This window comes from Flavobacterium sp. (assembly GCF_046293665.1).
Classification (GTDB): Bacteria; Bacteroidota; Bacteroidia; order Flavobacteriales; family Flavobacteriaceae; genus Flavobacterium.
Genome location: NZ_JBKBOL010000010.1, coordinates 44,445 through 70,760, shown reverse-complemented (window position 1 = coordinate 70,760; position 26,316 = coordinate 44,445). Strand labels below are relative to the sequence as shown.

Here is a 26,316-nt window from a genome sequence, read left to right as displayed (position 1 = left end):
TACTCAATAAAAATCGACATTTACAGTAACTTTAATCGTTCTGTATTGTAAAACCAAATCAAAACTATTCAGTACTTTCTGGATAGTTTTTTTTGTGCCTTGCAATGACGTTTCACCAGGAATTTTAATCATAATGGTTCGAATGTACTCATTTCGAATGCGACTAATCGCCGGTTCTTCGGGACCGAGCACAGGAATCGATAAGTTTTGTTGCAACACTTGATACAACCACATCGAACCTTCTTTGAGTTTGTCAAAATCACGATGCTTTAAGGTAAGCTTTATCAAGCGATAAAATGGCGGATAGTAATAAATCTTCCGTTCATACAATTGCTCCTTGTACATGCCTTCATAATCGTTGTTAGTGACTTGCTGAATCACATTGTGTAACGGATTATAAGTTTGAATAATCACTTTTCCTCTTTTCTCACTTCTACCCGATCGTCCGGAAACTTGTGTCATCATCTGGTAACTTCTTTCAAAAGCCCTGAAATCGGGATGATACAACATATTGTCGGCGTTCATAATGCCAACTAAAGAAACATTATCAAAGTCTAAACCTTTGGCTAACATTTGGGTTCCAACCAAAACATCAATTTCACGATTTTTAAATCCGTCAATGATTTTTTCAAAGCTGTATTTACCACGAGTTGTGTCTTGGTCCATACGTTTGATGTTTTTGTTTGGAAATAACTCGGCCAATTCCAACTCAATTTGCTCCGTACCAAAACCTTTGGTCTCTAAATCAACGCTCGAACAAACATGACAATTCGATGGTTTCGCCATATTGTAACCACAATAATGACAACGCAATTGGTTTTTATATTTATGGTAAGTTAAACTCACGTCACATTGCGGACATTGTGGCACATGACCACAAGTGAGGCATTCTAAAACAGGAGAAAAGCCACGGCGATTTTGGAATAAAATCACTTGCTCATTATTGGTAAAAGCTTCGGTGATTGCTTCGATTAATGTCAGGCTGAAATGACCTTTCATCTTTTTTCGGAAATAACTATCTTTTAAATCGACTAATTCAATTTCGGGCATTTGTACTTTACCAAAACGTTCTTTTAAACTTACGAAACCAAATTTTCCAGCAGTCGTCGCATTATAATAAGTCTCCATACTTGGTGTAGCCGAACCTAATAAAACTTTAGATTGATGGGCATTCGCCAAAACAATAGCCGAATCACGGGCATGATATCTTGGTGCCGGATCTTGTTGCTTGAACGTTGGTTCGTGTTCTTCATCCACAATGATTAAACCCAAATCAGAAAAAGGCAAAAACAAAGCCGACCGCGCTCCAATTACCACTTGTGCTTTTTCGGAACAATTTAAAACTTGGTGCCAAACTTCCACGCGTTCATTATTACTATATTTCGAATGGAAAACAGCGACTTTGTTGCCAAAATGTTGCGTTAAACGCGAAACCAATTGCGTGGTCAAAGCGATTTCAGGCAACAAATACAAGACTTGTTTTCCGACAGCAATGTAATTTTCTATGAGTTTGGTATAGATTTCCGTTTTTCCACTGGAAGTTACACCATGCAACAAACAAACGTCTTTTTCTGCAAACGATTTTTCAATTTCATTAAAGGCATTTTGTTGTGCTTCGCTTAAAGACAATTGATTATCGAGTTTATTTTTATCAAAATTGACTCTGTCTTCCTGAATGTAATATTCTTCAAAAACACCTTTCTCAACTAAAGCTTTTACAATAGCCGTTGAAGTTTTAGCGGTTTCTGTTAATTGTTTAACCGAAATAGGCTTTTTCTCTTGTGCTTGTAATTGGAAATACTGTAATACCAATTCCTTTTGCTTATTCGCATTCTTATTGAAATTATCCAATAAAGCGATGAGATTTTGTTCTGATTGGTATTGCTCGTGCAAACGAATATACCTAATAAGTTTGGGTTTGTATTCTTCCTGAATTTCTTCTTCGAGCGAAATGATATTTTTGTTGATTAACTTTTGAATAACCGGTAAAACCGTTTTCTTGTTGAGAATATCAATAATGTTTTGAACCTTTAAAGAACTTTGATATTGTAAGGCTTCATAAATCAAAAATTCATCGTCTGATAATTCGTTTTCATTAATAAAGGTTTCTTTTCGTTGGGAAATAATGGTTTCACTTTCGAGCAACAAAGCCGACGGCAAAGCGCCACGATAAACATCGCCTATATTACACATATAATAAGAGGCAATCCAAAACCAAAGGTTGATTTGAAATTCGTTTACTATGGGTTTTTCGTCAAGAATTTGGTGGATTTCTTTAGCTTCGTAAAGCGTTGGTGCGTTTTGATGCAAATCGATTACGAGCGCAGTGTAAATTTTGTTTTTACCAAATGGAACAGCGATTCGCATTCCTTTAGTAATAAAATTATATTCAGCTTCTGAAACCTTGTAAGTGAAAGTTTTAGACAAAGAAAGCGGAATGATAACTTCAATAAAATAATTCATTTAAAAGAGCTTATTTTTGTCTAATCCAAGTTTGAGATCTTCCAAAAAGAGAGATACCAATATAGCCGCGAACTATCAATTTGTTTTTCTCTTTTAAGGTAATTTTACAACTGTATGATTTTCCGTTTTTAGGATCAATTACACTTCCGCCATCATAAACATTTCCATTTTTGATTAAGCCTTTAATGATGACTAATCCTAATATTGGTTTGTTATTATCTGCACCTTCACATTTTACACATTTGTGAAACTTATGTTCAATATCTAGTATGTCGATTATTTTGCCATAAACTTTTCCGTCTAGTTCATAGATTTCAACAATGCCTTTTTCCATACCGGTTTCATCATCAATAGTTTTCCATTTCCCAAAAATAGTTTGACTAAAACTCATTTGGAAAATCAGTAAAAAAATTAATAACAACTTTATTTTCATAGTGTTTCCAGCTCTTTTTGCTTTGTTCTTTTGATATGATTTATCGATGAATTTAAATCAAAACCTAAAAGTAAAATCATGCAGTTAATCCAAATATAAAACATAACTACGAGCAATGTACCAATGGAACCGTAAAGTTCGTTGTATTTAGAAAACTTCACTACCCAAATACCAAAAAAATAAGAGGAAATTATAATCAGAATTGTGGTAAACACCGAACCAATTGAGATAAACGAACGTTTTGCGTCTCTTTTGATTCCGAATTTAAACAACAATGAAGTCGTAATCAAAATCATTAAAATCACAAAAATATACCTTCCCATTTCGATTAATGGGATTTTATCTGAAAGTACATCTTGTAATTTAGTCTTCTGAATAAAAACTTCAAAAACCACAATCGCTGCTACGGTTATTATCAATACTAATGACAATAAAATAGAAAGTCCAAGTGACACAAAATACTGTCTGAAAAACTTTCTTTTTGATAAAATATCGATGTGATGCGAACTTTCAAATCCGCCTAAAATGGCATTTACACCGTTGGTCATCAATAAAATCGCCATAAAAAAACCGGTAGAAATCAAACCACTGTTACTATTGTGCAAAATATCCTCAATAATTACTGCTATGGCGTCATAAGTCGTAGGCGGAACACTTTGTTGAACAAAATCTAAAAAATCCTGTTGAAATCCTTCAATAGGTATGTAAGGAATCAAGTTTAAAATAAACAGCATGAAAGGAAACAACGCCATAAAAAAACTCCAAGCAATCGCAGCAGCTCTATAAGAAATGGCGCCTTCAATGATTCCGATAAAGTATAAATCGAGCAATTCATAAAGTGACAAACCGTGAAGCCATGGCAGTTTTATACGATCTAATAAAGAAATCAATTGCTTAATTACCGGAATCTTTTTCAACTTAGATTCTACCTCTGAACTCATCTTAAATGGCTTTTAAACTTAAATCCATATTATAAACCGAATGCGTTAAAGCGCCGGAAGAAATATAATCAACACCGCATTCCGCATATTGGCGAATAGTAGTTTCATTAATGTTTCCTGAAGATTCGGTCAAACATTGGTCGCCAATTAGCACTACCGCTTTTTCGGTATCTTCAAAATTAAAATTGTCTATCAGAATTCTGTAAACACCATCATTTTGAAGTATTTCTTCAATTTCGGCTAAATTTCTGGCTTCGACTATAATCTTTAAATCGAGATTATTGTGTTTTAAAAAGGCTTTGGTTTTAGTGATTGCAGCTGTAATTCCACCTGCAAAATCGTTGTGATTGTCTTTCAACATAATCATATCATACAACGCAAAACGATGGTTCTCACCGCCACCGATTTTCACCGCCCATTTTTCACAAGCACGAAATCCAGGTGTCGTTTTTCGAGTATCTAAGATTTTAGTTTTGGTGCCTTCTAAAAGTTGGACGTATCTATTGGTCTTAGTCGCAATAGCCGACATTCTTTGCATAGAATTCAACACCAATCGCTCCGCTTTCAAAATAGATTGCGAACTTCCGGAGACATAAAAAACGATGTCTCCGTGTTTTACCGGAGTTCCGTCTTCTATAAAAACCTCGACTTCTAGCGTTGGGTCAACATTTTCGAAAATCATTTTGGCAAATTCTACACCGGCAATAATTCCGTTGTCTTTGACCAAAAGTTTGGCTTTTCCTTTGGCTGTATCCGGAATGCAAGCCAACGAACTGTAATCGCCCTGACCAATATCCTCACGAATGCCGTTTTGAATAATTGTATCAAGCTCTGTTTGAAATTGTTTCTCTGAAATCATTGGACAAGTATTGTTTGGCTAAAGTAATTTGAAAATTTGAAAATTTGAAGATTTGAAGACGAAAAATTACCTTTTTTAAAACATTTTCAAATTGACACATCTTCAAATTTTCAAATCATTTGTTACCTTTGCGTCACAACAACACAATCCATGTACAAACTACTCCTTCGCCCAATTCTTTTTTGGTTTGATCCGGAAGAAGTGCATTATTTCACTTTCTCCTTGGTTAAATTTATTTCCAAAATTCCTTTTGTTCCCCATCTTTTAAAATCGATTTATGAAGTCGAAGACCAACGTTTAGAACGTGAAGTTTTTGGGCTTAAATTTAAAAATCCGGTCGGACTAGCGGCTGGTTTTGACAAAGATGCCAAGCTTTACAATGAGTTATCGCATTTTGGTTTCGGGTTTATCGAAATTGGTACTTTGACACCCAAACCTCAAGATGGCAATCCTAAAAAGCGACTATTCCGTTTAAAAGAAGATAGCGCGATTATCAACCGAATGGGATTTAATAATGGCGGTGTTGAAGCGGCAGTTTTGCGATTAAAAGAAAACAAAGGTGTTTTGATTGGCGGCAATATTGGTAAAAACAAAGTGACTCCAAATGAAAATGCGACTTCAGATTATTTAATTTGTTTTGATGCGTTATTCCAATATGTTGATTATTTCGTGGTGAATGTAAGTTCGCCGAATACACCAAACCTCAGAGAATTACAAGAAAAAAAGCCGTTAACCGAGCTTTTAAACACTTTACAATCGCATAATTTATTGCACCGAAAACCAAAACCAATTCTGCTGAAAATCGCGCCCGATTTGTCTGACGAACAATTATTAGACATTATCGATATTGTAAACGATTCTAAAATTGCCGGCGTCATTGCTACGAATACAACCATTTCCCGTGAAGGTTTACAATCGGAAAATAAAATAGAAACTGGTGGTTTATCGGGCAAACCTTTGACTAATCGTTCTACAGAAGTAATTCGTTTTCTTTCTGAAAAAAGCAACAAAGCCTTCCCTATTATTGGTGTTGGCGGCATTCATTCGGCGGAAGATGCGATTGAAAAACTAGAAGCCGGCGCGAGTTTAGTACAACTTTATACCGGATTTATTTATGAAGGTCCGAATTTGATTAAAGAAATCAATCAAAAAATTCTAGAAAAAAAGTAGGCAGTAATTGGTTAACAACCCGACCAAAAAAGCAGTTCCGAAACTCAACAACGTTCCAATAAGAACATATTCGGTTAGTTTTCGGTCTTTGGCTTCTTTCAAATCTCCGAATCTGAATATCGATTTTGCGGCTAACAGAAAGCCAATCGCTTCGTAATGTCCGGTAATTACAAAGTAGAACACAAACAATCGTTCGAGTATTCCAATATAATTTCCGGCGTTTTGCAAAGAATCATCAGTCTTATCGCTTTTGCTTTCCGGTGTCCAAATCGAAATGACATTTTTGATGATGATAGAAGTCGGTTTAGTCAATAAAACCAAGGCCGTTACCATAATCCAGAATTGATTATCCATAAAAGAAAAATCAACTATTTGGTCATTATATAAAAGCGAAATCACTACCAAAACTACTAAGTGTAATAATTGATCCGCAATAAACCAATTGCGTTTGGTTTTCTTTTTCTGGAATTTGAGTTTAAGAAAATCAATGAATCCATGTAACAAAGCCAAGGCAAAAGCATAACCAAAAAAATCAATTTTTCCGATAATGACAAATGCTAAAAGGCCATGTAATAAAGTGTGCAAATACAAATACGGACTGCGATGAACTTTCTTTTCTTTGTCTAACACCCAAGAATTTGGTTGCAATATAAAATCGCCAATTAAATGCACTAAAAGCAACTTCACGAAAATAATCATACGCTTAAGTTTTTAATTTTTTGGCGAAAATAATTTTCAGTTTCCAATAACAAATCATATTGTGCACGCTTTCTTCTTCGACTTACTGCCGCTTGATTGATGCCTAGTTTCTGCCCGATTCCGTCTTGTGGCAGAGTTGGATTTTGCATCGCCACTTGAACCAATTCTGCCGATTGAGGCAACCAACTGTCCATAAATGTTGACGCTAAACGAAGTTTCAGATTTAAATCGGTGTCTAAGTCTGAATTACCGGTATTTACGGCTAAATTAACTTTCTGCTTTTTCAAGGTTTGAAAAACTTCGCCGGAACGCAAAAATGCCGTACCATTACTTTCGGATATTTTTTTGGCTTTATAGGTTTTGTCACCAATACCAATGCTCATTCGGGCATCAAGTTTTAGGGTTTTGAAATAGGCTTTGATTTGTAAAGCTACGAATAGCGCTTCTTCCGGGTTTTTAACTTCCAATTGAAATTCATCTCCGCGGTAGATTTCCCATTCGGTCGGACTTTTACCAAACGTATTCAACAAAGCCTTTAAACCATCCATCCAAACATTGGAAGACAACTTTCTGGAATTGACAATATCGCCTGTAATAATGCTTATCATGATTCAAATATAGGCAATAAATTTTATTACACAAACTTTATTACCAAAAAGTGTAATAATAACATTTATTACCAAAAAATGTAATACTACGATTTATTACTTAAAAATGTAATACTGAAACAAAATATAAATTTTAAAAAATGAGGAGTTTTAGTATCTTTGAAAACGATTATGAAACCAATCAAAATTATAGAATGTCCACGCGATGCTATGCAAGGCATCAAAATGTTTATACCTACTGAAAGAAAAGTAGCTTATATTCAGTCCTTACTTCGTGTAGGTTTTGACACGATTGATTTTGGCAGTTTTGTTTCGCCTAAAGCCATTCCGCAAATGCAAGACACTGCAGAAGTTTTAGCGCAATTGGATTTATCGCAAACACAAAGCAAACTCTTAGCTATTATTGCCAATACACAAGGCGCACAACTGGCTTCAATACACAAAGAAATTCAGTATTTGGGTTTTCCGTTTTCGATTTCAGAGAACTTTCAAATGCGTAACACGCACAAGACCATTGCTGAAAGTTTAATCACTTTACAAGAGATTTTAGACATTGCCAATGCTTCCAACAAAGAAGTCGTTGCCTATCTTTCTATGGGTTTTGGCAATCCTTACGGCGATCCTTGGAATGTTGAAATTGTAGGCGAATGGACAGAAAGATTGGCCAATATGGGTGTGAAAATCTTGTCGCTTTCTGATACGATTGGAAGTTCAACGCCTGATGTTATTGAGTATTTGTTTTCGAATTTGATTCCGAAATACCCAAACATCGAATTTGGTGCCCACTTACATACCACTCCGGACAAATGGCACGAAAAAGTTGACGCTGCTTTCAAAGCCGGTTGCTATCGATTTGACGGTGCAATTCAAGGTTTTGGCGGTTGTCCTATGGCTAAAGATGATTTGACAGGAAATATGCCAACTGAAAAGCTTCTCTCCTATTTTACGGCTCAAAAGCAAAACACTAATACAAGTCCGATGAGTTTTGAAAGTGCATATAATGAAGCTACAAAGTTATTTAGTGCCTATCATTAAGTATTTCTTCTTCTGAAAAATTTATAGATTTCAATCCACATCACCGAAATAAATCCAACCAAAACACTAATACCGATTTGTGTTGCATTGACTTTTTCAAACCAAAAGAATTTGGAGAAAACAGGAATAAACAATAGTAGAGATGTCATCACTATGGTAATCCCAATAATCAGCAGCACCAAATTGTTTTTATATCGGATAGTCGTAAAAACAGAATAATAAAAAGAACGATTTACCAAGGTTAAAAAGACATTGGAAGCAATTAAAGTAATAAAAATATTGGTTCTAGTCACGCTTTCTGTAAACCCTTGATAAAGGCAATATTGATAGATAAAAAGCAATCCTAACGTAATTACCAATCCTTGAACAATACTAATTGTTATTTCTTTTAAATTAAAGAAAGTTGACGTCAAAGGTCTTGGTTTTTGCAACATTAAATTGCGTTCCATGGGTTCATTTTCATAAATTATAGAGCAAGTTGGCCCCATAATTATTTCCAAAAAGATAATATGTACCGGGGTAAAAATATTAGGGTAAATCCATCCTAAGGCCAATGGTATAAAGACAATTAGGATAATTGGTATGTGTATCGAAATGATATATTGAATTGCTTTCTTCAAGTTGAGATAAATTTTTCTACCCATCGCAATCGCATCAGTCATTTTACTAAAATCATCATCTATCAAAATTAGATTTGCGGCTTGTTTGGCAATTTCTGTTCCTTTTTTACCCATCGCAATTCCGATGTGAGCCGATTTTAATGCCGGACCATCGTTTACGCCATCGCCCGTCATGGCTACAATTTGGCTATTGTCTTTTAGCGCTTGGATGATTTTGAGTTTGGCTTCGGGAAACATTCTCGTGAAAATGGTAGTTTCCATTACTTTTCCTTTTAAAGTAGCTTCATCCATCGCCATCAATTCATCGCCATTTAAAACTTTGTCAGCGTCTTTGAAACCGACTTGTTTGGCAATAGTAGAAGTTGTTGCGGCATTGTCACCGGTAACGATTTTAACTTGAATTCCCGCTTTATAAAAAGTCTCAAAAACTTCTTGAATATTGGCTTTTGGCGGATCATAAAAAGCAACTAATCCTTTAAAACTAAACTTAAATTCTTGCTGGGTTTTAGGAAACTCTTTTTCTGAAAACTCGGCTATTCCAACCCCTAAAACACGATAACCTTCATTAGCCATGATTTCCATTGCAGTTATAACTTGCTTCTTCTCTTTTTCAGATAAATGACTTACTTCGATTAAAGCTTCCGGCGCACCTTTGGCGGCTATAATTCTTTTACCACCATTGTCTTCAAAAACATGCGTCATCATCGGTGGTTTTCCGCCTAACGGGTATTCATGAACCAATTTAAAATTAGGTCGTTCATCAACAGACTCTAATTGGGCGTAAGCCTCATGAACAGCAATTTCCATAGCGTCAAACGGAATTGGTTCGCTAGACCACATCGCATAACTCAACAATTCTTCTGCTTTCGGATTTAGTGGCTCATTAGTATTGATAATGGCATTGGAATCGAAAAGATACAATTGAGCCAAACTCATTTTATTTTCTGTAATGGTTCCTGTTTTATCCGTACAAATAACGGTTGCGCTACCTAATGTTTCCACCGTTTTAGTTTGTTTGGTAATTATGCCCATCTTCATCAAACGCCAAGCGCCAAGTGCCATAAAGGTTGTAAAAGCAACCGGAATCTCTTCGGGAATTACGCTCATGGCAATCGTTAAGGCTTTAAGCAAACTGTCTAAAATACTTTGAGAATGATAAAAATTGATAGCCCAAACTATACCAAAAATCACCAACCCAATAATGGACATTTTCTTTACAAAATTGGTTATCTGAATTTGTAAGGGTGTTTTCTCTTCTACTATTGCGTCTAAACTTTTGCCGATTTTTCCCAGACTAGTCTGATTTCCAATAGCGGTTACTTCACAAATGGCCAATCCGCTGGCAACTGTTGTTCCTTGAAATACTTGATTAGTCTCTGAAGTTTCACTCTTAAAAACCGATAAAGATTCGCCAGTCAGAATGGCTTCGTTAACCGAAAAATCGTTCGATTGAATAATCATGGCATCGGCCGGAATAAAAGTCCCTTCTTCTACTTGAATAACATCGCCTAAAACAATTTCTTCACTTGTAATTTCAACTATTTCACCATTTCTTATGACTTTACTTTTGGGTTGTGATAACTTTCTTAAAGCATCAATAGCATCTCGACTTCGGGCTTCTTGAAACAACGAAATAGTCGCCACAAAAAGAATCGCTACCGACATAAAAATACCATCACCATAATCTCCCGAAATGTAATAAATACTTGCTGCAGCTGCTAAAAGCAGAAACATCGGTTCTTTAACCATTTCTATTAAGGAAATTAGAAAGTGATTCTTTTGTTGGTGTTCTAAAGAATTAGAACCGTTTTTTTTTCTGGAAGTTTCAACCTCTTGATCCGAAAGTCCATCACTATTTTTTTGCTTTTGTTTCATTTAAATGAGGATCAATTATACAAACTAAGGTAACCATTTATGCCGAGTTCAAGTACTTTTAGCAAACAAAATTAATCTACTTGAGAAAATTTAATAAAAACAATAGAATTGGTTTAGTATGAAACAAATTGTTCAAAAAATTGTCTTTGTCAACAAATCCGGTTTTAATTGATTTAACGTTACGATTAAAGATTTTGGAAGTTGTATGATGAACATAAATAACTTGACCAACAACATTAACAATACGAGGTTGATACTTTTTGAAAACACCAGTAATGACTCATTAAAACTATTTAGAAAATTTAACTAAGGGATAGTAACCATGAAATTGTTTTTTGTATTTTTATAATCCCAAATTAAAAAAAATACTTTGCCTAGAACAATAAACTTTGCGGTCATATTACTAGCATACTTGTTTACACTACAAAACAATGTATACGCAAGTGTTCATTCTAAAGATTCTGTTGATTATTACCTAAAAGAATCAAAAAAATATACTTATTCTGATTTCAATAAAGCTAAATTTTTTCTAATAAAAGCGGAAAAAGTGGCTAAAAAATTGAATGATAAAAATTTAATCGCCGAAGTGATCTTCAATTTTGGCGCCAACTATTACATCATTGGGTCTTATGATGTTGCTTTACAAAACTATATCAAAGCTGCAGAAATTTTTGAGTCAGAGAATAACAAAGTAGGTGTTGCAAAATGCTTGATGGGAAAAGGGCTTATTCAACAAGGCTTTGGCAGAGACAAAGAAGCTTTAAAAAATTTCGAAAAATCGATTACCATTTGCAGGACTTTAAACAACGAAAAATTTATAGTAAAAAACCTCTTGAACATAGGTATTTCACAAACAAACCTTAAGGAATACGATGAAGCGTATAAGAGTTTTAAAGAATCATTAAAGTTAAGCATTAAAAATAAATCCACCGATGATGCTCAAATGACAATGAATAAGTTGGCCAATATTCATTTCATAAAAAACAATCTTGACTCCACAATTTATTACTATCAAAAAGTTTTAAACAGTAGTGTAAAACCTAATTTATGGGAAGAAGCTTATGCATTGTCGGGGCTTTCGGAAGTTTACTTAAAAAAAGGCAATTACCAAAAGGCTATTGATTTTGGTTTAAAAGGTTACAATACTGCTAAAATTGTTCGGGCCAAATGGGATATTGCCAGATCATCAGAGATTATTTCTACAATATACAGCCAACAAAATAATTTTGAATCAGCTTATCATTTTTTAAGAATTAATAAAATTTACAACGACTCATTATACGCAGAGTCAAAAATAAAAGAAGTTAATATCCTGCAATTGGAAGCCAAAGAAGCAGAAAATGAAAGGTTATTTGCCAAAGCAGAAATTGCACAACAAAAGCTGAACAACATTCGTATTTTTGTGGGTTTTGTTTTCTTTTTACTCATCGCGCTTCTCATATTTATTTATCAATATTACAAATACACCAATCAAAAAGGAAAGTTTTTTAAAGAAATTGAAATTAAAAACCGAGATATTCAAAGCCAACAATCAATGATAACCGCTCAGAATATTGCTTTAGAAGAACTAAATCAGACTAAAAATAAAATTTTCTCGATACTTTCTCACGATTTAAAAACACCAATCAATTCACTTATTCAAGTTATTGAATTGAACAAACAAAATGATTTAACCAAAGAGGAACAAACTTTCATTTTTGATCAACTTCAAAAGCAAGTTGAAGGAACTTCTTTAATCCTAAACAATATTTTAAATTGGGCCAATTCACAAATTGACGGCACGTCGGTTCATCTTGAAAAGATTGCTTTAAATCAAATCATTGAAGAATCCATAAGCTCTTTTTATGCCGAAGTGGTAAAAAAGAAAGTTACATTCAATCACAACAAAGAAACAGCAGTTTTTATTAAAGCTGATATTGGTCAAACTCGAATAATTATTCAAAACATTATCGCTAACGCTTTAAAATTTGCACCGCTTAACAGTCAGATTGACATTCATTACACCTCAGACGATAAGTATCAAAAAATTCATATTAAAGATTATGGAAATGGCCTTAATGAAAGTAAAATAGAGGAGATTATGAATTTTAACAAACGCCTGATTTCTGAAAAAGGAACTTCTATGGAAGAAGGAACCGGTTTAGGATTACTACTGGTGAAACAATTTTTAATAAACAACAAAGGCCAACTGGACATCAAAAGTGTAGAAGGCGAATCGACCGAATTTATCATTTCATTTTTGAAACATTAACCCTTTATAACTTCAGGATTTTTTGTTATATTTGCACGCAATTTAACTACAACTACAAATTGCATGAAAGCACACACTTCTAAAATCGTTGGCGAAGGTTTAACCTATGACGATGTATTGCTGATTCCGAATTATTCTGAAATTTTACCGCGCGAAGTCAATATCCAATCGAAAATATCTAAAAATATTTCGCTGAATGTTCCTATCGTTTCTGCGGCCATGGATACCGTAACCGAAAGTTCTATGGCCATTGCTATGGCGCAAGAAGGTGGCATTGGTGTTTTGCACAAAAACATGACCATTGAACAACAAGCCGCAAAGGTTAGAAAAGTAAAACGTGCCGAAGCCGGAATGATTATCGATCCGGTAACTTTGCCTTTAAACTCTACTGTTGGCGATGCTAAAATGTTGATGAAAGAGCACGGAATTGGAGGAATTCCTGTGGTTGATGAAAACGGAATTTTAAAAGGAATTGTAACCAATAGAGACTTGCGTTTTGAAAAAATCAACTCGCGTTCTATTTTAGAAGTAATGACCTCAGAAAATTTAGTTACCGCAGCCGAAGGAACAACATTACAAGAAGCTGAAGGTATTTTGCAACAAAATAAAATTGAAAAACTTCCCGTAGTTGATCCCAATAATAAGTTAGTTGGATTAATCACATTTAGAGATATTACCAAATTAGCCCAGAAACCTGTAGCCAATAAAGATAAGTTCGGACGCTTACGTGTTGCCGCTGCTCTAGGTGTTACTGCTGATGCTTTAGAAAGAGCGACTGCTTTGGTCAATGCCGGAGTTGACGCTGTAATTATTGACACAGCTCACGGTCATACCAAAGGCGTAGTCGATGTGTTGAAATTGGTCAAAGCAAAATTCCCAAATTTAGACGTCATTGTTGGCAATATTGCCACTGCTGAAGCGGCTTTGTATTTGGTTGAAAATGGTGCCGATGGCGTAAAAGTCGGTATTGGACCAGGATCAATTTGTACAACAAGAGTTGTGGCCGGCGTTGGATTCCCACAATTTTCTGCGGTTTTAGAAGTCGCAGCCGCGTTGCGTGGAACCGGAATTCCGGTAATTGCTGATGGCGGAATTCGTTATACCGGAGATATTCCAAAAGCGATTGCTGCCGGTGCCGATTGTGTAATGCTCGGTTCATTATTAGCCGGAACCAAAGAATCTCCGGGCGAAACCATCATTTTTGAAGGCAGAAAATTTAAATCCTATCGTGGAATGGGTTCTGTTGAAGCCATGCAAGAAGGTTCAAAAGACCGTTATTTCCAAGATGTTGAAGACGATATTAAAAAATTGGTTCCCGAAGGAATTGTGGGTCGCGTGCCTTACAAAGGGGAATTAAACGAAAGCATGCAACAATTCGTTGGTGGTTTGAGAGCCGGAATGGGTTATTGTGGTGCCAAAGATATTGCAACCTTAAAAGAAACCGGAAGATTTGTTAGAATCACCACAAGCGGAATTGGCGAAAGTCATCCACATAATGTGACGATTACTAAAGAAGCTCCAAACTATTCGAGATAAGTTTAGTCATTAGGCATAAGCAAAAAGGCATAAGTTAGTTTCTTATGCCTTTTGTATTTTATTACGCTTTCATAAACTCAGCTATCTTTTTCTTCTCGCCTGCAATCCATAAGATATCGCTGTCTTCTAGGACTAAATGTGATTCCGGATTTAAAATACGCTTTCCGTTTCGTTCAACTCCAACAATAATTCCGTGTGTTTTTTCGCGAATTTGAGATTCACGAATGGTTTTGCCAATACAAACTCGGTTTTTGAGTTCCAGTTTTTGCAATATGATGTCAGTTTGTTCAACTTTTTCAGGAATATCAATTTCGTTTTTATCCAAATAAATTTTAAACTCTTTAACCTGATCATCGGTTCCAATGATACTTATCTCATCTCCCGGAAATAGTCGTTCGGTTCTAATAGGAATATTGATTAAAACATCGCCTCTGCGAATGGAAGCAATATTGATTCCGAATTGTTCTCGAATTGCCAATTCTTCTAATGTTTTTCCGGCCAAATTAGACTCTTTGGCAATATTAAAATCGGCCATGTGTCCGTCCCATGGTGATAAAGTATTTTGCCTTTTATTTTCTCTTCGGGTTTCTCTGTCGTTAAAATTACTCATGAAATGACTTTCAATTTTATTATAAACCGCATGAAGTTGTTTTGGAAATAAAATGTAAGCTCCAATAGCAATTAAGAAGGCAACCAAAGCCACGCCGGTAGAGAAAAAAGTATTTAAAACAAAACCAATGTAAAATAATGTAAGTACAATTCTAAAAAGCACTAGCATAATTATCGGACCGTGATGCTTTCTTTCTTGCATTAGAATGTAGACCTCATTTATAGCAACTCTTCTCAAAGATAAAGCCCAAAGAAATGGAGAGATAACAATAAGTGTAATTATAGCAGCAATGGCATTACCAAACTTAGAATGTTCAACTAAAGGTAATACAAAACGTGAAGATAGTATGATAATTGCAATTATGATTACCGAATGAATTACTATTTGAATAAAACTCGAACGCAACACAATTTGCCAATTACTTAATGATTTTATCGCCTGCGTATTAGAACTATATGAATTGATGGAACGAACCCATTTTTTAGGTAATTTTTTTTCTAATATTTCCGAAAAAGGAGTAGCAATTTTTATCAAAAAAGGCGTTGTAAAAGTAGTAATAGCGGAAACAGCTACCACAATTGGGTATAGAAAATCACTGGTTACCTTCAAAGACATTCCTAATGTGGCGATGATAAACGAAAACTCTCCTATTTGTGCCAATGACATACCTGTCTGCACTGATTGTCTCAAAGGTTGTCCGGAAATCAATGCACCAATCATAGAACTTATTGATTTTCCAAAAATAGTTAATAATGTTATTATAACAACAGGAAGAGCATACTCGACCAAAGTATCCAAGTTTATCAACATCCCTACGGATACAAAGAAAACTGCTCCAAACAAGTCTTTAACTGGTTTTACTAAATGTTCTATTCTTTCTGCTTGAGTAGTTTCGGCGATAATGGAACCCATAATAAAAGCACCAAGGGCAGGGGAAAAACCTGCTTTAGTTGCCAGAATTACCATCATTAAACAAAGCGCCAATGACATAATCAACATTGTTTCATCCGTAAGCAGGTTTTTGGCTTTTTTCAATAATGTTGGGATGAAAAAAATTCCACCAATAAACCATAATGTAAGGAAGAAAATCAGCTTCAAAACCGATATAAGCAATTCGCCTCCGGAAAATTGCTGACTAACAGCGATTGTAGAAAGCAATACCATCATCACAATGGCTACAATATCTTCAACAATCAAAGCACCAAATACAATTCCAGCAAACTTACGTCCTTTTACGCCTAATTCGTCAAAAGCCCTAAGAATAATAGTAGTGGATGAAATAGACAGAATAACTCCTAAAAAAATGCTGTCCATGTTTTTCCAACCCATAAATCGTCCCACCCAATAACCCAAAAATACCATAGATATAATTTGGATTAACGCGGTTATGGATGCAGTTCCTCCTACTTTCATCAACTTTTTAAAACTGAATTCCAGTCCTAAACTAAAAAGTAAAAAGATAACCCCTATTTCAGCCCAAACTTCAACACTATGAACGTCTTTTACTGAAGGGAAAAAATCAAAATGGTTTCCAGCTAAAAATCCAGCAATAAGGTAACCTAAAACTAGAGGTTGTTTAATTTTTTTAAACAATAAAACAGCAACTCCAGCTGTCATTAAAATTAATCCTAAATCACTGATGAGGGGATATAAATGATGTGAAGCTTCTGTTATAGCTGTCAAAATTAAAAACATAGATATTTTTTGTATTAAAAAACGAACAATCGCAAAATACAAAAAACGCCTTGTTATTCAAACTTTTTATTGAAAAAATTGAGCGATTAACAATCAATTAACATCTTAAACATTTTCAAACAACAAATATCTCTCACTACTCATCTATACTCCCAAATAATTACTAGGCGAAATAGCCAACAATTCAGCCTTAATTTCATCCGAAACATTTAATGTTCCGATGAATGCATGAATGGATTCTTTATTCATTACTTCATTTGTTCTGGTCAATCCTTTCAAGGCTTCGTAGGGATTTGGATAACCTTCTCGACGTAAAATCGTTTGAATGGCTTCGGCTACAACGGCCCAATTTTTTTCTAAATCTTCGGCGAATTTTGGTTCGTTTAGCAACAATTTGTTCAAGCCTTTTAAAGTGGCTTCAAAAGCAATAATCGTATGTCCGAAAGGAACACCAACATTTCTCAAAACAGTACTATCCGTTAAATCGCGTTGTAATCTTGAAATCGGTAATTTGGCTGAAAGATGCTCGAAAATAGCATTAGCAATCCCTAAGTTTCCTTCAGAATTTTCAAAATCGATTGGGTTTACTTTATGTGGCATAGCCGAAGAACCAATTTCGCCTGCTTTGATTTTTTGCTTGAAATAATCCATCGAAACATACGTCCAGATATCTCTGTCTAAATCGATGATGATGGTATTGATTCTCTTCAACGCGTCAAAAAAGGCCGCAAAATGGTCATAATGCTCAATTTGTGTTGTTGGAAAAGAATGTTGCAATCCCAAAGTATCTTCTACGAAAGTCGTTCCGAATTGTTTCCAATCTACATTAGGATAAGCCACGTGATGAGCGTTATAATTTCCTGTCGCACCGCCAAATTTAGCCGCAAACGGAATATTGAACAACAAACGCATTTGTTCTTCTAAACGTTCTACAAATACCAAAATCTCTTTTCCTAAACGGGTTGGCGATGCCGGTTGACCGTGAGTTCTGGCCAACATCGGAATGTCCTTCCATTCCATGCTCAATTCTTTTAACTTGGCAATCAAACCAATTAAGCTTGGCATGTATACTTTTTCAAAAGCTTCTTTAGTCGATAACGGAATCGCAGTGTTATTAATGTCTTGAGAAGTTAATCCGAAATGGATAAACTCTTTAAAGTCGCTTAAACCTAAAATTTCGAATTTATCTTTGATAAAATACTCTACCGCTTTGACATCGTGGTTGGTAGTTTTCTCGGTTTCTTTAATGACTAAAGCGTCTTCAGTAGTAAAGTTAATATAGATATTTCTGAGAGCTTCGAATGAATTTTTGTTAACACTTCTTAATTGAGGTAAATCACTTTCGCACAGTGCAATAAAATATTCTACTTCAACTAAAACTCTGTATTTAATTAAAGCTTCTTCGGAGAAAAAAGGCGCTAAAGATTTGGTTGCTTTACGGTAACGTCCGTCAATGGGTGAAATGGCATTTAAAGTACTTAGTGACATGTGTTGTGTGTTGTTTTGTTGTGGTGCAAAAATAAGAAATTGATTTAAGAATAAAGAGTATAGAGTATAGAAAATAGACTATAAAATCTATGTTCTAATTCTTTCATCTATTTTCTGAACTCTAGTAATTTTTGCTTTAATAAAGGAACACCTTCGGTGGCATTCATTGGAATAACTTCTAAGGGATTTTGCAAATCATAAATGGTTGCGGGTTTAGGATCGATGTAGAATATTGGTACATTTCGATTGGCATAATGCATCAAACCGGCCGCAGGATATACTTGTAGCGAAGTGCCAATTACGGCTAAATAATCAGCAGTTTCAACAATGGAAATAGCTTCATCCAAAGCAGGAACGGCTTCGCCAAACCAAACGATATTTGGACGTAATTGATTTCCGGCTGAATCAACATCGCCAATATTCAAATCGGAAGTCCAATCTAAAACCTCAAATCGATGATGATGGTCACTTCTGACTTTTAACAATTCGCCGTGCAAATGCAAAACCTTACTGCTTCCGGCTTGTTCGTGCAAATTATCTACATTTTGTGTAATGATATGAACGTCGAAATTATTCTCTAATTCGGCTAAAGTGATATGTCCGAAATTCGGTTTTACTTCCTGTAATTGTCTTCTTCTTTGGTTGTAAAAGTCTAAAACGAGTTCTTTGTTTCTTAGCCAACCGTCATAAGAAGCCACTTCCATAACATCATGTCCTTCCCATAATCCATCAGCATCACGAAAGGTTTTGATACCGCTTTCGGCAGAAATTCCGGCTCCTGTTAAAACGACTAATTTTTTCATTATCATTATTTGGATTTAAAGCTACGCATTTTTTCGTTATTTTGGCACCCGAGACCTTCAGGTCGAACTGTACGAAGTAAAAACGAATTTTATGATTGACCTGGATTATCTAAACTATCTGGAAGATTTTTTAACTGAAAACCGCAAAGAGCGATTTCAAACAGTATTGAACAACCGCACCAATCATTTTACCATTGCGGTTGAAGACGTTTACCAATTTCACAATACGAGCGCGGTGATGCGTAGTTGCGAGGTTTTTGGTATTCAGGAAATCAATATTGTAGAGCAACGTTTTGGCAAAAATATCGATAAGGAAATTGCCATGGGCGCGCAAAAATGGGTTGATATTAATAAGTTTGACAACATCACCAATTGCATAAAAACCTTAAAAAACAAAGGGTATCAAATCATAGCCACAACGCCGCACAATGATTCTTGTTTGCTGCACGAATTTGATGTTACTAAAAAAAGCGCCTTATTCTTTGGCACGGAAAAAGAAGGCCTTTCAGAAGAAGTAATGTCACAAGCCGATGGTTATTTGAAAATCCCGATGGTTGGTTTTACGGAAAGTTTGAACATTTCGGTTTCCGCAGCGATTATCATTCAAGACATTACCACTCGCCTACGCCAATCTGATGTGAATTGGAAACTTACGGAAGAGGAATTGTTGGAAAAGCGTTTGCTTTGGGCAAAAAATACCATAAAAGATATTAAGCGTATAGAAGAAAGATACTATTCTAAGCAATAATTACTCTTTAATGTACTTCTCATGCTTTTTAGTCAGCACTTTGTATTGCTCATAACATTCGCTTATGGCATCTAAAATTTGCAAATCATTAGCCGTTTGAATAAACGATTCCGAATAATTACAGCGTTGCAAGATTTCGGCAATTTCTTTTTTATCAACCCCTAAAAGTACGGAAATCATTTCCCTGTCAAACTTGGATTCTAAAAGCGTACGAACTGTATCATCTTTTTTCATCGATTTCAACTTCTTAAGTTCTTTGGGTTTTTTTCCGAAAAAATTGTACAACATATCAGCTGGGTTGAAAATAGAGCCCAAAACTCTTGTAAAAGCGTTTGGAGAGCTTTCTCCGGCTTCATAAGCAGTTGGCAATCCGGAAATACTATAACGATAGTTTTCTTTTTCAGGAATCAATTTAGAATCGACTTCAAGATATCCGGTCAAATCATATTTCTTAACGACAACTTCTTCTAAGGCAATGGCTTTTTCGGTCAACAAGATTTTGGCCGTTCCATTTTTCAACCAGTCATTGGTTACTCTGACACGCAAAGACTGATAACCCAGAATAGAGATATGCAACGTATCACTTACACTAACTTCTAATTCAAAATATCCGCTGGTATTTGTTACTACGCCCTTTACTTTATTTACATTAATAATGTTGGCATTAGGAATTGGTAACAATGTATTATCATTGATGATGGTTCCTGAAACTTTTTGACCAACAGGTTCCTCTTGTGCAAAAGCATTAAAGGAAAGAAAAAAGAAGAGGAAAAGAGTAAAATATCTCATAGCTGTTTTTGATGGTTTAAAAGTATGAAACTCTTTTAAGATATTTTACTGTTTGTTGGCAGAATTAGAACAAAATTAACAAAAGCTCAAATAAAGAATTACGAATTAGTAATTATGAATTACGAATTAGGGTTATGTAGAAAAAAAAACTCCGTTCCTACCTAAGTAAAAACGGAGTTGTATAATCTAGAAATTATTTAAATTCCTAATTCGTAATTCGTAATTTAATCCCGAAGCTTCGGAACTAGCTTTTTCTTGGTCTTCTGGCTTTAGCATCATCAAAAGAACGTCCGGCCGGTCTGTCGTTGCTTTCAGAACGTCTTGGTGCTCTTTCTTCTCTTTGAAAAGAACCCGGTTCTCTTCTTGGTGCTGAGTTTCTATCGCTTCTGAATCCGCCTTCTCTTGGAGCCGAACTTCTGTCGCTTCTGAAACCACCTTCTTTTCTTGGGCCGAAACTTCCGCCACCACTTCTTGGTGCTGAACTTCTTCCACCAAATCCGCCTGAGCTTCTTCTTTCTCCGCCACCACTTCTTCCGTTGTGGTCACGTCTTTCACGGCTTCCACCATCGTTTTTAGAAATCTCTACATTGATTCTTCTGCCGTTCATATCATATCCGTTAAGAATAGACATTACTTTTTCAGTGTGTTCACCATCAGTATTAAAGAATGAAAAACCTTCTTTTACATCAACTTTAAACACATCATCACGACCTAAATCAAGCGTTTCTTTTAAGAAATCTTTCAACTGCATCCAATCGAAATCATCTCTCGAACCAATGTTTACGAAATAGCGAACAGGATCTCCGGCTCTGATTTCTCTTGGCTCTGAACTTCTCTCGCTTCTTTCACCACCTTTTTCACCTGATAAATCACGTTTCTTTTTGTAGTAGTTGATGAATCGATTAAATTCAACCGATACCATTTTCTTAATCAATTCTTCTTTAGACAAACCATCAAGAACATCATTAATTGCCGGAAGATAACTGTCTATCTCGTGGTCAACTTCAGTGTCTTTAATTTTATTGGCTAAGTGCAACAATTGAATTTCGCAGATTTCAATTCCGCTAGGAATGGTTTTCTCCACAAATTTTTGTTGGATGATTCTTTCAATAGACGAAATTTTACGCAACTCACTTTTGGTGATGATTACGATAGAAGTACCCAATTTTCCGGCACGACCAGTACGGCCTGAACGGTGATTGTAGGTTTCAATTTCATCCGGCAATTGATAATTTACAACGTGCGTAATATTATCAACGTCAATTCCACGAGCCGCAACGTCTGTCGCTACCAACATTTGAATTTGACGACCACGGAAAGATTTCATCACACCATCACGTTGCGCTTGAGATAAATCTCCGTGCAAAGCTGCGGCATTATATCCGTCTTCGATTAACTTTTCAGCCACCGCTTGGGTATCTCTTTTGGTTCTACAAAAAACCACCGAGAAGATATCCGGATTTGCATCGGCCAATCTTTTCAAAGCTTCGTAACGATCACGAGCATTCACACAATAAAATTCGTGTGATACTGTAGCCGAACCCGAATTTTTAGTTCCAACGGTTACTTCTGCCGGATCGTGCATGAATTTTTTAGCAATTCTGGCAACCTCTGCAGGCATAGTCGCTGAAAACAACCAAGTGTTCTTTTCGTCTGGTGTGTCAGATAATATCGAAACAATATCGTCATAAAATCCCATGTTTAACATCTCATCTGCTTCGTCAAGAATACAGAAGTTAATGTTTTTAATGTTCACAAGCCCACGATTAATCATGTCTTGCATTCTTCCCGGAGTTGCCACAATAATTTGTGCTCCACGTTTTACATCTCTGGCTTGTTCCGTAATGCTTGCACCACCATAAACTGCCACTGTATGTAAACCTTTTACATATTTTGAGTATTGTTTAATCTCGTTGGTGATTTGTAAGCATAGCTCACGCGTTGGTGACAAAATTAACGCCTGTGTGTTTCTGTCTTCGGCATCAATTTTTTGAATAAGCGGAAAACCAAAAGCGGCTGTTTTCCCTGTTCCTGTTTGCGCTAAGGCAACCAAGTCTGTGTTTTGTTCCAATAGTACTGGAATCGCTTTTTCTTGTACTTCTGACGGATTCTCAAATCCTAGATCTTTGATCGCCAGCAGTAACGATTCATTCAGACCTAATTGTTCAAATTTATTCATATAAAGTTTTAAAATTTGGTGCAAAGGTAAGTTTTAAAAACCATATACGCTAATTTGTTTTGCTTTGATAATCAGAATGTTAACTTTTACATAACAAAGCAATCAAGCAGCTGAGTGTCTGAGGAACACAGTCTCAGTCCTTTCTTGCGTGAATTAATATTAGAATTAGGAGCGAAACTTTTGTCTTTCTTTGACTTATGCTCCCGCCATCCACACTACGCGGTAGTTTGCTCCTGTCGGGGCTAATTAGACCGTTTATCTTTACTTAGCGACTAAGTTACTCAGCCACTCTGCTACTTAAAAAACCAACCAACTGCTTCACAGCCAAACCACGATGACTGATTACCGATTTTTCTTCTAAAGTCAACTCTGCAAAGGTTTTAGTATGACCATCCGCAACAAAAATTGGGTCGTAACCAAAACCGTTGGTTCCTATTTTCTCTTCGATGATTTTGCCGTTGATTATTCCGGTGAAAAGATATTGTTCTCCATTTAAATTCAGACAAATCACTGTTTTGAAATTGGCTTTTCGGTTTGATTTATCTTTTAGGTTATCTAATAATTTATCCATATTATCATTGGCATCTTTCTGTTCTCCGGCATAACGAGCGGAATAAACGCCCGGTTCTCCATTTAAAACTTCAACTTCTAATCCAGTATCATCGGCAAAACAATTGTAGCCAAAATTTTCGGTAACATAATTGGCTTTGAGCATAGCATTGCCTTCTATTGTATTTGCTGTTTCGGGAATATCTTCAAAACATCCAATATCTTCAAGACTCAAAAGGGTAATAGATTCCGGAAGTAAAAGTTCGATTTCTTTGATTTTATTTTTGTTATTGGAGGCGAAAACTAGTTTCATTTTTTTCAAATAATTAATTGAATTTCTGCAAATATGCGAATAATATTCCTAATGATATTCGCAAAGCATAACGCATTTTATTGTAGTAAAGTTCATTAAAAAAAATACTCTACACTATACAAACAAAGTAAAGTACTACTTATAAAGCACAAATTTATTCTTTTTTAAAATTTTAAGAATTGTTCTAACTGCTAGCCGTATATATTCGTAAATAAGATACTACTAAGCCCCGTATGAAAAACGAAAATACTATTCTCAATAGCAAGAGATTTTTATGTCTTCTAGGCATTTTTATATTATCTCTTCAAAACAGCTCTGCACAGTTCCTTTTACAGAAAGAAAATTCTTTTAATCAAATTTCCATCCACAGTCAATCTGAATATGTTGATGTTGGTAAAAACAGCTTGACATTGGAACAAATCATCGCTTCCAAAGATTTAAAGTTTAAACCGATGCTGAATGAAAATACAGATTTCGGATTCACCACGCATCATTTTTGGATACGTTTTCAATTAAAAAACACCACTGAAGAAAAAGCCTATTATTTTTTTGAAACCGCCCGGCCTATCACTGATGTGGCCGAACTTTATGCAATTGATCAAGATAATAAAATTAGAAAATTTATCAGCGGCGACGCTATTCCGTGTTCTCAAAGAAGTTTTGACCACAGAAAAACAATTTTCAAAATAGAGCTTCAACCCGGCGAACAACAACTATATTATCTTCATGTGAAAAGTGATGGAGAAATGCTTTCGATGCCAATGATTATTTACAGTTTACAAGGCTTGATTCAAATGACTTCCTTTGAACAGTTTGTCTTTGGCTTCTTTTATGGTATTTTAGTTATTGCGGCAATTTTGTATCTGTTCTTTTTCTTTGGAATGCGAGACAAGACATTCTTGTATTACAGTATGTATGTGGTTTTTATTGGATTACTCCAATTCGCTATTGATGGTTATTTTTTCCAATTCATCACACCGGAATCAGGTTGGCTTTCATTACATTCTGTGATTCTTTTTGCCTGTTTTGCCAATTTCTTTTTAGGCAAATATGCACAAGTATTTTTAAAAATAAAAGCCTACAATAAAACGATAAATTATGCTTTTTATGTGTTGTATCTATTAAATGCGGCTTTGCTTCTTTCTTTACTATTTGTTCCAGAAGCATTACAATACTCCTATCCTATTGCCAATGGACTTGGCTTAATTGTTTTGTCCTTAATCATCGCTTCACAGATTGCCATTTACAGAAAAACAAAGAAAATAGACCGATTTTTTGCTATTGGTGTGATCTTTTTGGTCTGTGGATTTGTGGTTTTTATTCTAAAAAATTTCAGTGTATTGCCCTTAAACTTTTGGACAGAAAATGGTTCAAAGCTAGGCACAGGAATGGAAGTGATTTTCTTATCCCTTTCGATGGCAAATTTGATTAGAAACTTAAAAAATGAAAGAGAAGAATTGCAAACCTTAGCTTTACAGAAATCGGAAGAAATGAATGAACTGAAGTCTTATTTCTTATCCAATATCAGCCATGAATTGCGAACGCCCTTGAATGCTATTTTAAACACTGCTAAATCTATGGCTAAGGAGAGCAATAACAAGGAAATTCAAGACAGTAGCCAAATCATAAAGTATTCAACTTATAGCTTATTAAGTTCCGTGAATGACATTCTTGACTTTTCGAAGATTGAAAAGAACGAAATCAAATTAGAGCCAACAGAGTTTGATTTAGTCAAAACCGTTGAACACATCGCCAACAATTTCGCACGAGAAGCAAGCGATAAAGGACTTGACTTTACATTTCAAAAAGGAGACTATTTACCCGAAATGGTCAAAGGCGATATCGATCGATTAAGTCAAATTCTGCACAACATATTGAGCAATGCCATCAAATTCACTAATGAAGGTTTCATAAAGTTTAAGTTAGATGCCCAAAAAGACAAAACCAATGATGTAATAGTGACCTTTATCGTAAGCGATACGGGAGTTGGCATTTCGAAAGAAAAAATCAACAGTATTTACGATTCCTTTTCACAAGAAGGCATCAACAACAAACGAAAATTTGGTGGATTAGGACTTGGGCTTTATATCGTAAAACATTTGGTTGATTTACACAAAGGCAAAATTAAAATCGATAGTACATCCGATTTAGGAACGGTTTGTGAAATTCAACTCAACTATGAAAATATTGAAGTTATCAAACAACCTACTATAGATAATGCTGTTGCATTGGAATATGATTTAAAAGGAAAAGCTATTTTAGTAGTTGAAGACAATGCCATGAACCAAATGGTAATTAAAATGATTACCAAAAAATGGTTGAATACTACAGTTGAATTTGCCAATAACGGTGAAGAAGGCGTCAAAAAATTAACCGAAAACCATTACGATATTATATTGATGGATTTGCAAATGCCAATCATGGACGGTTATGAAGCCACTATTGCTATCCGAAACGGCGAAGCAGGCGAAAACAAAAAATCCATTCCGATTATTGCTTTAACGGCTGATGTTATGGAAACTACCAAATCAAGAGTAATCGAAATCGGAATGAACAAATATTTGTCAAAACCGGTTGATAAAGATTTGCTTTTTGAAATCATTAAATTATTAGTGTAAGTATTTGGCAATTACCATTAGGAGTAAACTAAAT

General features: G+C 35.3%; 19 protein-coding genes. 6 read left to right on the top strand and 13 right to left on the bottom strand.

What is annotated here, in order from left to right; genetic code table 11:
• Positions 1-3: 3 nt before the first annotated feature.
• From priA to nadC, 4 genes are read right to left on the bottom strand one after another with little or no spacing between them, the layout of a single operon-like run.
• A complete protein-coding gene (gene priA, locus ACK4R1_RS12970; RefSeq protein ID WP_409687785.1) occupies positions 4-2,463 on the bottom strand; it encodes a primosomal protein N' in 2,460 nt (819 codons plus the stop codon).
• A 10-nt stretch (positions 2,464-2,473) separates the two neighbouring features.
• On the bottom strand, positions 2,474-2,896 hold the full coding sequence (locus tag ACK4R1_RS12965) for a DUF2147 domain-containing protein (protein WP_409687783.1): 423 nt from the start codon (positions 2,894-2,896) through the stop codon (positions 2,474-2,476).
• On the bottom strand, positions 2,893-3,837 hold the full coding sequence (locus ACK4R1_RS12960) for a YihY/virulence factor BrkB family protein (RefSeq protein WP_409687780.1): 945 nt from the start codon (positions 3,835-3,837) through the stop codon (positions 2,893-2,895). The genes ACK4R1_RS12965 and ACK4R1_RS12960 overlap by 4 nt, the downstream gene beginning before the upstream one ends.
• A gap of 1 nt (position 3,838) precedes the next feature.
• Positions 3,839-4,696: a carboxylating nicotinate-nucleotide diphosphorylase gene (gene nadC / locus ACK4R1_RS12955; protein ID WP_409687777.1), complete on the bottom strand. Its 858-nt coding sequence runs from the start codon at positions 4,694-4,696 to the stop codon at positions 3,839-3,841.
• Between the two features lie 150 nt (positions 4,697-4,846).
• Between nadC and ACK4R1_RS12950 the strand changes: the two genes are divergently transcribed.
• On the top strand, positions 4,847-5,866 hold the full coding sequence (locus tag ACK4R1_RS12950) for a quinone-dependent dihydroorotate dehydrogenase (protein ID WP_409687774.1): 1,020 nt from the start codon (positions 4,847-4,849) through the stop codon (positions 5,864-5,866).
• Here the strand turns inward: ACK4R1_RS12950 and ACK4R1_RS12945 are convergent.
• Both ACK4R1_RS12945 and ACK4R1_RS12940 read right to left on the bottom strand, forming a co-directional pair.
• Positions 5,852-6,565, bottom strand: coding sequence for a DUF3307 domain-containing protein (locus ACK4R1_RS12945; RefSeq protein ID WP_409687771.1), 714 nt, complete (start codon positions 6,563-6,565; stop codon positions 5,852-5,854). The genes ACK4R1_RS12950 and ACK4R1_RS12945 overlap by 15 nt on opposite strands.
• A complete protein-coding gene (locus tag ACK4R1_RS12940; protein WP_409687768.1) occupies positions 6,562-7,173 on the bottom strand; it encodes a SatD family protein in 612 nt (203 codons plus the stop codon). Before ACK4R1_RS12940 ends, ACK4R1_RS12945 begins: the two co-directional genes overlap by 4 nt.
• Positions 7,174-7,344: 171 nt before the next feature.
• On the opposite strand from ACK4R1_RS12940, the gene ACK4R1_RS12935 reads away from it, so the two are divergent.
• On the top strand, positions 7,345-8,208 hold the full coding sequence (locus ACK4R1_RS12935) for a hydroxymethylglutaryl-CoA lyase (RefSeq protein ID WP_409687765.1): 864 nt from the start codon (positions 7,345-7,347) through the stop codon (positions 8,206-8,208).
• On the opposite strand, the gene ACK4R1_RS12930 is transcribed toward ACK4R1_RS12935, so the two are convergent.
• Complete coding sequence (locus ACK4R1_RS12930) at positions 8,205-10,703, bottom strand: cation-translocating P-type ATPase (RefSeq protein ID WP_409687762.1); 2,499 nt, start codon at positions 10,701-10,703, stop codon at positions 8,205-8,207. The two genes, ACK4R1_RS12935 and ACK4R1_RS12930, sit on opposite strands and share 4 nt — an antisense overlap.
• A gap of 412 nt (positions 10,704-11,115) precedes the next feature.
• Here ACK4R1_RS12930 and ACK4R1_RS12925 point away from each other — a divergent pair, with 412 nt between their 5' ends.
• The gene (locus ACK4R1_RS12925; RefSeq protein ID WP_409687759.1) at positions 11,116-12,954 is read left to right on the top strand and encodes a tetratricopeptide repeat protein; all 1,839 of its coding nucleotides are present in this window, start codon (positions 11,116-11,118) and stop codon (positions 12,952-12,954) included.
• Between the two features lie 63 nt (positions 12,955-13,017).
• On the top strand, positions 13,018-14,490 hold the full coding sequence (gene guaB, locus ACK4R1_RS12920) for an IMP dehydrogenase (RefSeq protein ID WP_409687756.1): 1,473 nt from the start codon (positions 13,018-13,020) through the stop codon (positions 14,488-14,490).
• A 61-nt stretch (positions 14,491-14,551) separates the two neighbouring features.
• On the opposite strand, the gene ACK4R1_RS12915 is transcribed toward guaB, so the two are convergent.
• The 3 genes from ACK4R1_RS12915 to ACK4R1_RS12905 form a co-directional block, all read right to left on the bottom strand.
• A complete protein-coding gene (locus ACK4R1_RS12915) occupies positions 14,552-16,795 on the bottom strand; it encodes a cation:proton antiporter (protein ID WP_409687753.1) in 2,244 nt (747 codons plus the stop codon).
• 144 nt (positions 16,796-16,939) lie between these two features.
• Complete coding sequence (gene purB / locus ACK4R1_RS12910) at positions 16,940-18,283, bottom strand: adenylosuccinate lyase (protein WP_409687750.1); 1,344 nt, start codon at positions 18,281-18,283, stop codon at positions 16,940-16,942.
• Between the two features lie 107 nt (positions 18,284-18,390).
• A complete protein-coding gene (locus ACK4R1_RS12905) occupies positions 18,391-19,089 on the bottom strand; it encodes an SIR2 family NAD-dependent protein deacylase (RefSeq protein WP_409687897.1) in 699 nt (232 codons plus the stop codon).
• Positions 19,090-19,177: 88 nt separating this feature from the next.
• Between ACK4R1_RS12905 and ACK4R1_RS12900 the strand changes: the two genes are divergently transcribed.
• A complete protein-coding gene (locus tag ACK4R1_RS12900) occupies positions 19,178-19,834 on the top strand; it encodes a TrmH family RNA methyltransferase (protein ID WP_409687747.1) in 657 nt (218 codons plus the stop codon).
• Here the strand turns inward: ACK4R1_RS12900 and ACK4R1_RS12895 are convergent, their stop codons facing one another.
• The 3 genes from ACK4R1_RS12895 to ACK4R1_RS12885 all read right to left on the bottom strand — a co-directional run bounded on the left by ACK4R1_RS12895 (position 19,835) and on the right by ACK4R1_RS12885 (position 23,664).
• The gene (locus ACK4R1_RS12895; protein ID WP_409687744.1) at positions 19,835-20,623 is read right to left on the bottom strand and encodes a carboxypeptidase-like regulatory domain-containing protein; all 789 of its coding nucleotides are present in this window, start codon (positions 20,621-20,623) and stop codon (positions 19,835-19,837) included.
• Positions 20,624-20,867: 244 nt separating this feature from the next.
• Complete coding sequence (locus ACK4R1_RS12890; protein WP_409687741.1) at positions 20,868-22,802, bottom strand: DEAD/DEAH box helicase; 1,935 nt, start codon at positions 22,800-22,802, stop codon at positions 20,868-20,870.
• Between the two features lie 277 nt (positions 22,803-23,079).
• Positions 23,080-23,664 (bottom strand): non-canonical purine NTP diphosphatase, encoded by a 585-nt coding sequence (locus ACK4R1_RS12885; RefSeq protein ID WP_409687738.1) that lies wholly within the window; start codon positions 23,662-23,664, stop codon positions 23,080-23,082.
• Between the two features lie 233 nt (positions 23,665-23,897).
• Here ACK4R1_RS12885 and ACK4R1_RS12880 point away from each other — a divergent pair, with 233 nt between their 5' ends.
• Complete coding sequence (locus ACK4R1_RS12880; protein ID WP_409687735.1) at positions 23,898-26,282, top strand: 7TM diverse intracellular signaling domain-containing protein; 2,385 nt, start codon at positions 23,898-23,900, stop codon at positions 26,280-26,282.
• The last annotated feature ends 34 nt before the right edge of the window (positions 26,283-26,316 follow it).

Bases quoted from the DNA above. Each gene is read 5' to 3' on its own strand.
- ACK4R1_RS12900 (WP_409687747.1), top strand. From the start codon at position 19,178: ATGATTGACCTGGATTATCTAAACTATCTGGAAGATTTTTTAACTGAA.
- ACK4R1_RS12950 (WP_409687774.1), top strand. From the start codon at position 4,847: ATGTACAAACTACTCCTTCGCCCAATTCTTTTTTGGTTTGATCCGGAA.
- guaB (WP_409687756.1), top strand. From the start codon at position 13,018: ATGAAAGCACACACTTCTAAAATCGTTGGCGAAGGTTTAACCTATGAC.
- purB (WP_409687750.1), bottom strand. From the start codon at position 18,283: ATGTCACTAAGTACTTTAAATGCCATTTCACCCATTGACGGACGTTAC.
- ACK4R1_RS12965 (WP_409687783.1), bottom strand. From the start codon at position 2,896: ATGAAAATAAAGTTGTTATTAATTTTTTTACTGATTTTCCAAATGAGT.
- ACK4R1_RS12885 (WP_409687738.1), bottom strand. From the start codon at position 23,664: ATGAAACTAGTTTTCGCCTCCAATAACAAAAATAAAATCAAAGAAATC.
- ACK4R1_RS12915 (WP_409687753.1), bottom strand. From the start codon at position 16,795: ATGTTTTTAATTTTGACAGCTATAACAGAAGCTTCACATCATTTATAT.
- ACK4R1_RS12930 (WP_409687762.1), bottom strand. From the start codon at position 10,703: ATGAAACAAAAGCAAAAAAATAGTGATGGACTTTCGGATCAAGAGGTT.
- ACK4R1_RS12935 (WP_409687765.1), top strand. From the start codon at position 7,345: ATGAAACCAATCAAAATTATAGAATGTCCACGCGATGCTATGCAAGGC.
- ACK4R1_RS12890 (WP_409687741.1), bottom strand. From the start codon at position 22,802: ATGAATAAATTTGAACAATTAGGTCTGAATGAATCGTTACTGCTGGCG.
- nadC (WP_409687777.1), bottom strand. From the start codon at position 4,696: ATGATTTCAGAGAAACAATTTCAAACAGAGCTTGATACAATTATTCAA.
- priA (WP_409687785.1), bottom strand. From the start codon at position 2,463: ATGAATTATTTTATTGAAGTTATCATTCCGCTTTCTTTGTCTAAAACT.
- ACK4R1_RS12895 (WP_409687744.1), bottom strand. From the start codon at position 20,623: ATGAGATATTTTACTCTTTTCCTCTTCTTTTTTCTTTCCTTTAATGCT.
- ACK4R1_RS12880 (WP_409687735.1), top strand. From the start codon at position 23,898: ATGAAAAACGAAAATACTATTCTCAATAGCAAGAGATTTTTATGTCTT.
- ACK4R1_RS12945 (WP_409687771.1), bottom strand. From the start codon at position 6,565: ATGATTATTTTCGTGAAGTTGCTTTTAGTGCATTTAATTGGCGATTTT.
- ACK4R1_RS12960 (WP_409687780.1), bottom strand. From the start codon at position 3,837: ATGAGTTCAGAGGTAGAATCTAAGTTGAAAAAGATTCCGGTAATTAAG.
- ACK4R1_RS12940 (WP_409687768.1), bottom strand. From the start codon at position 7,173: ATGATAAGCATTATTACAGGCGATATTGTCAATTCCAGAAAGTTGTCT.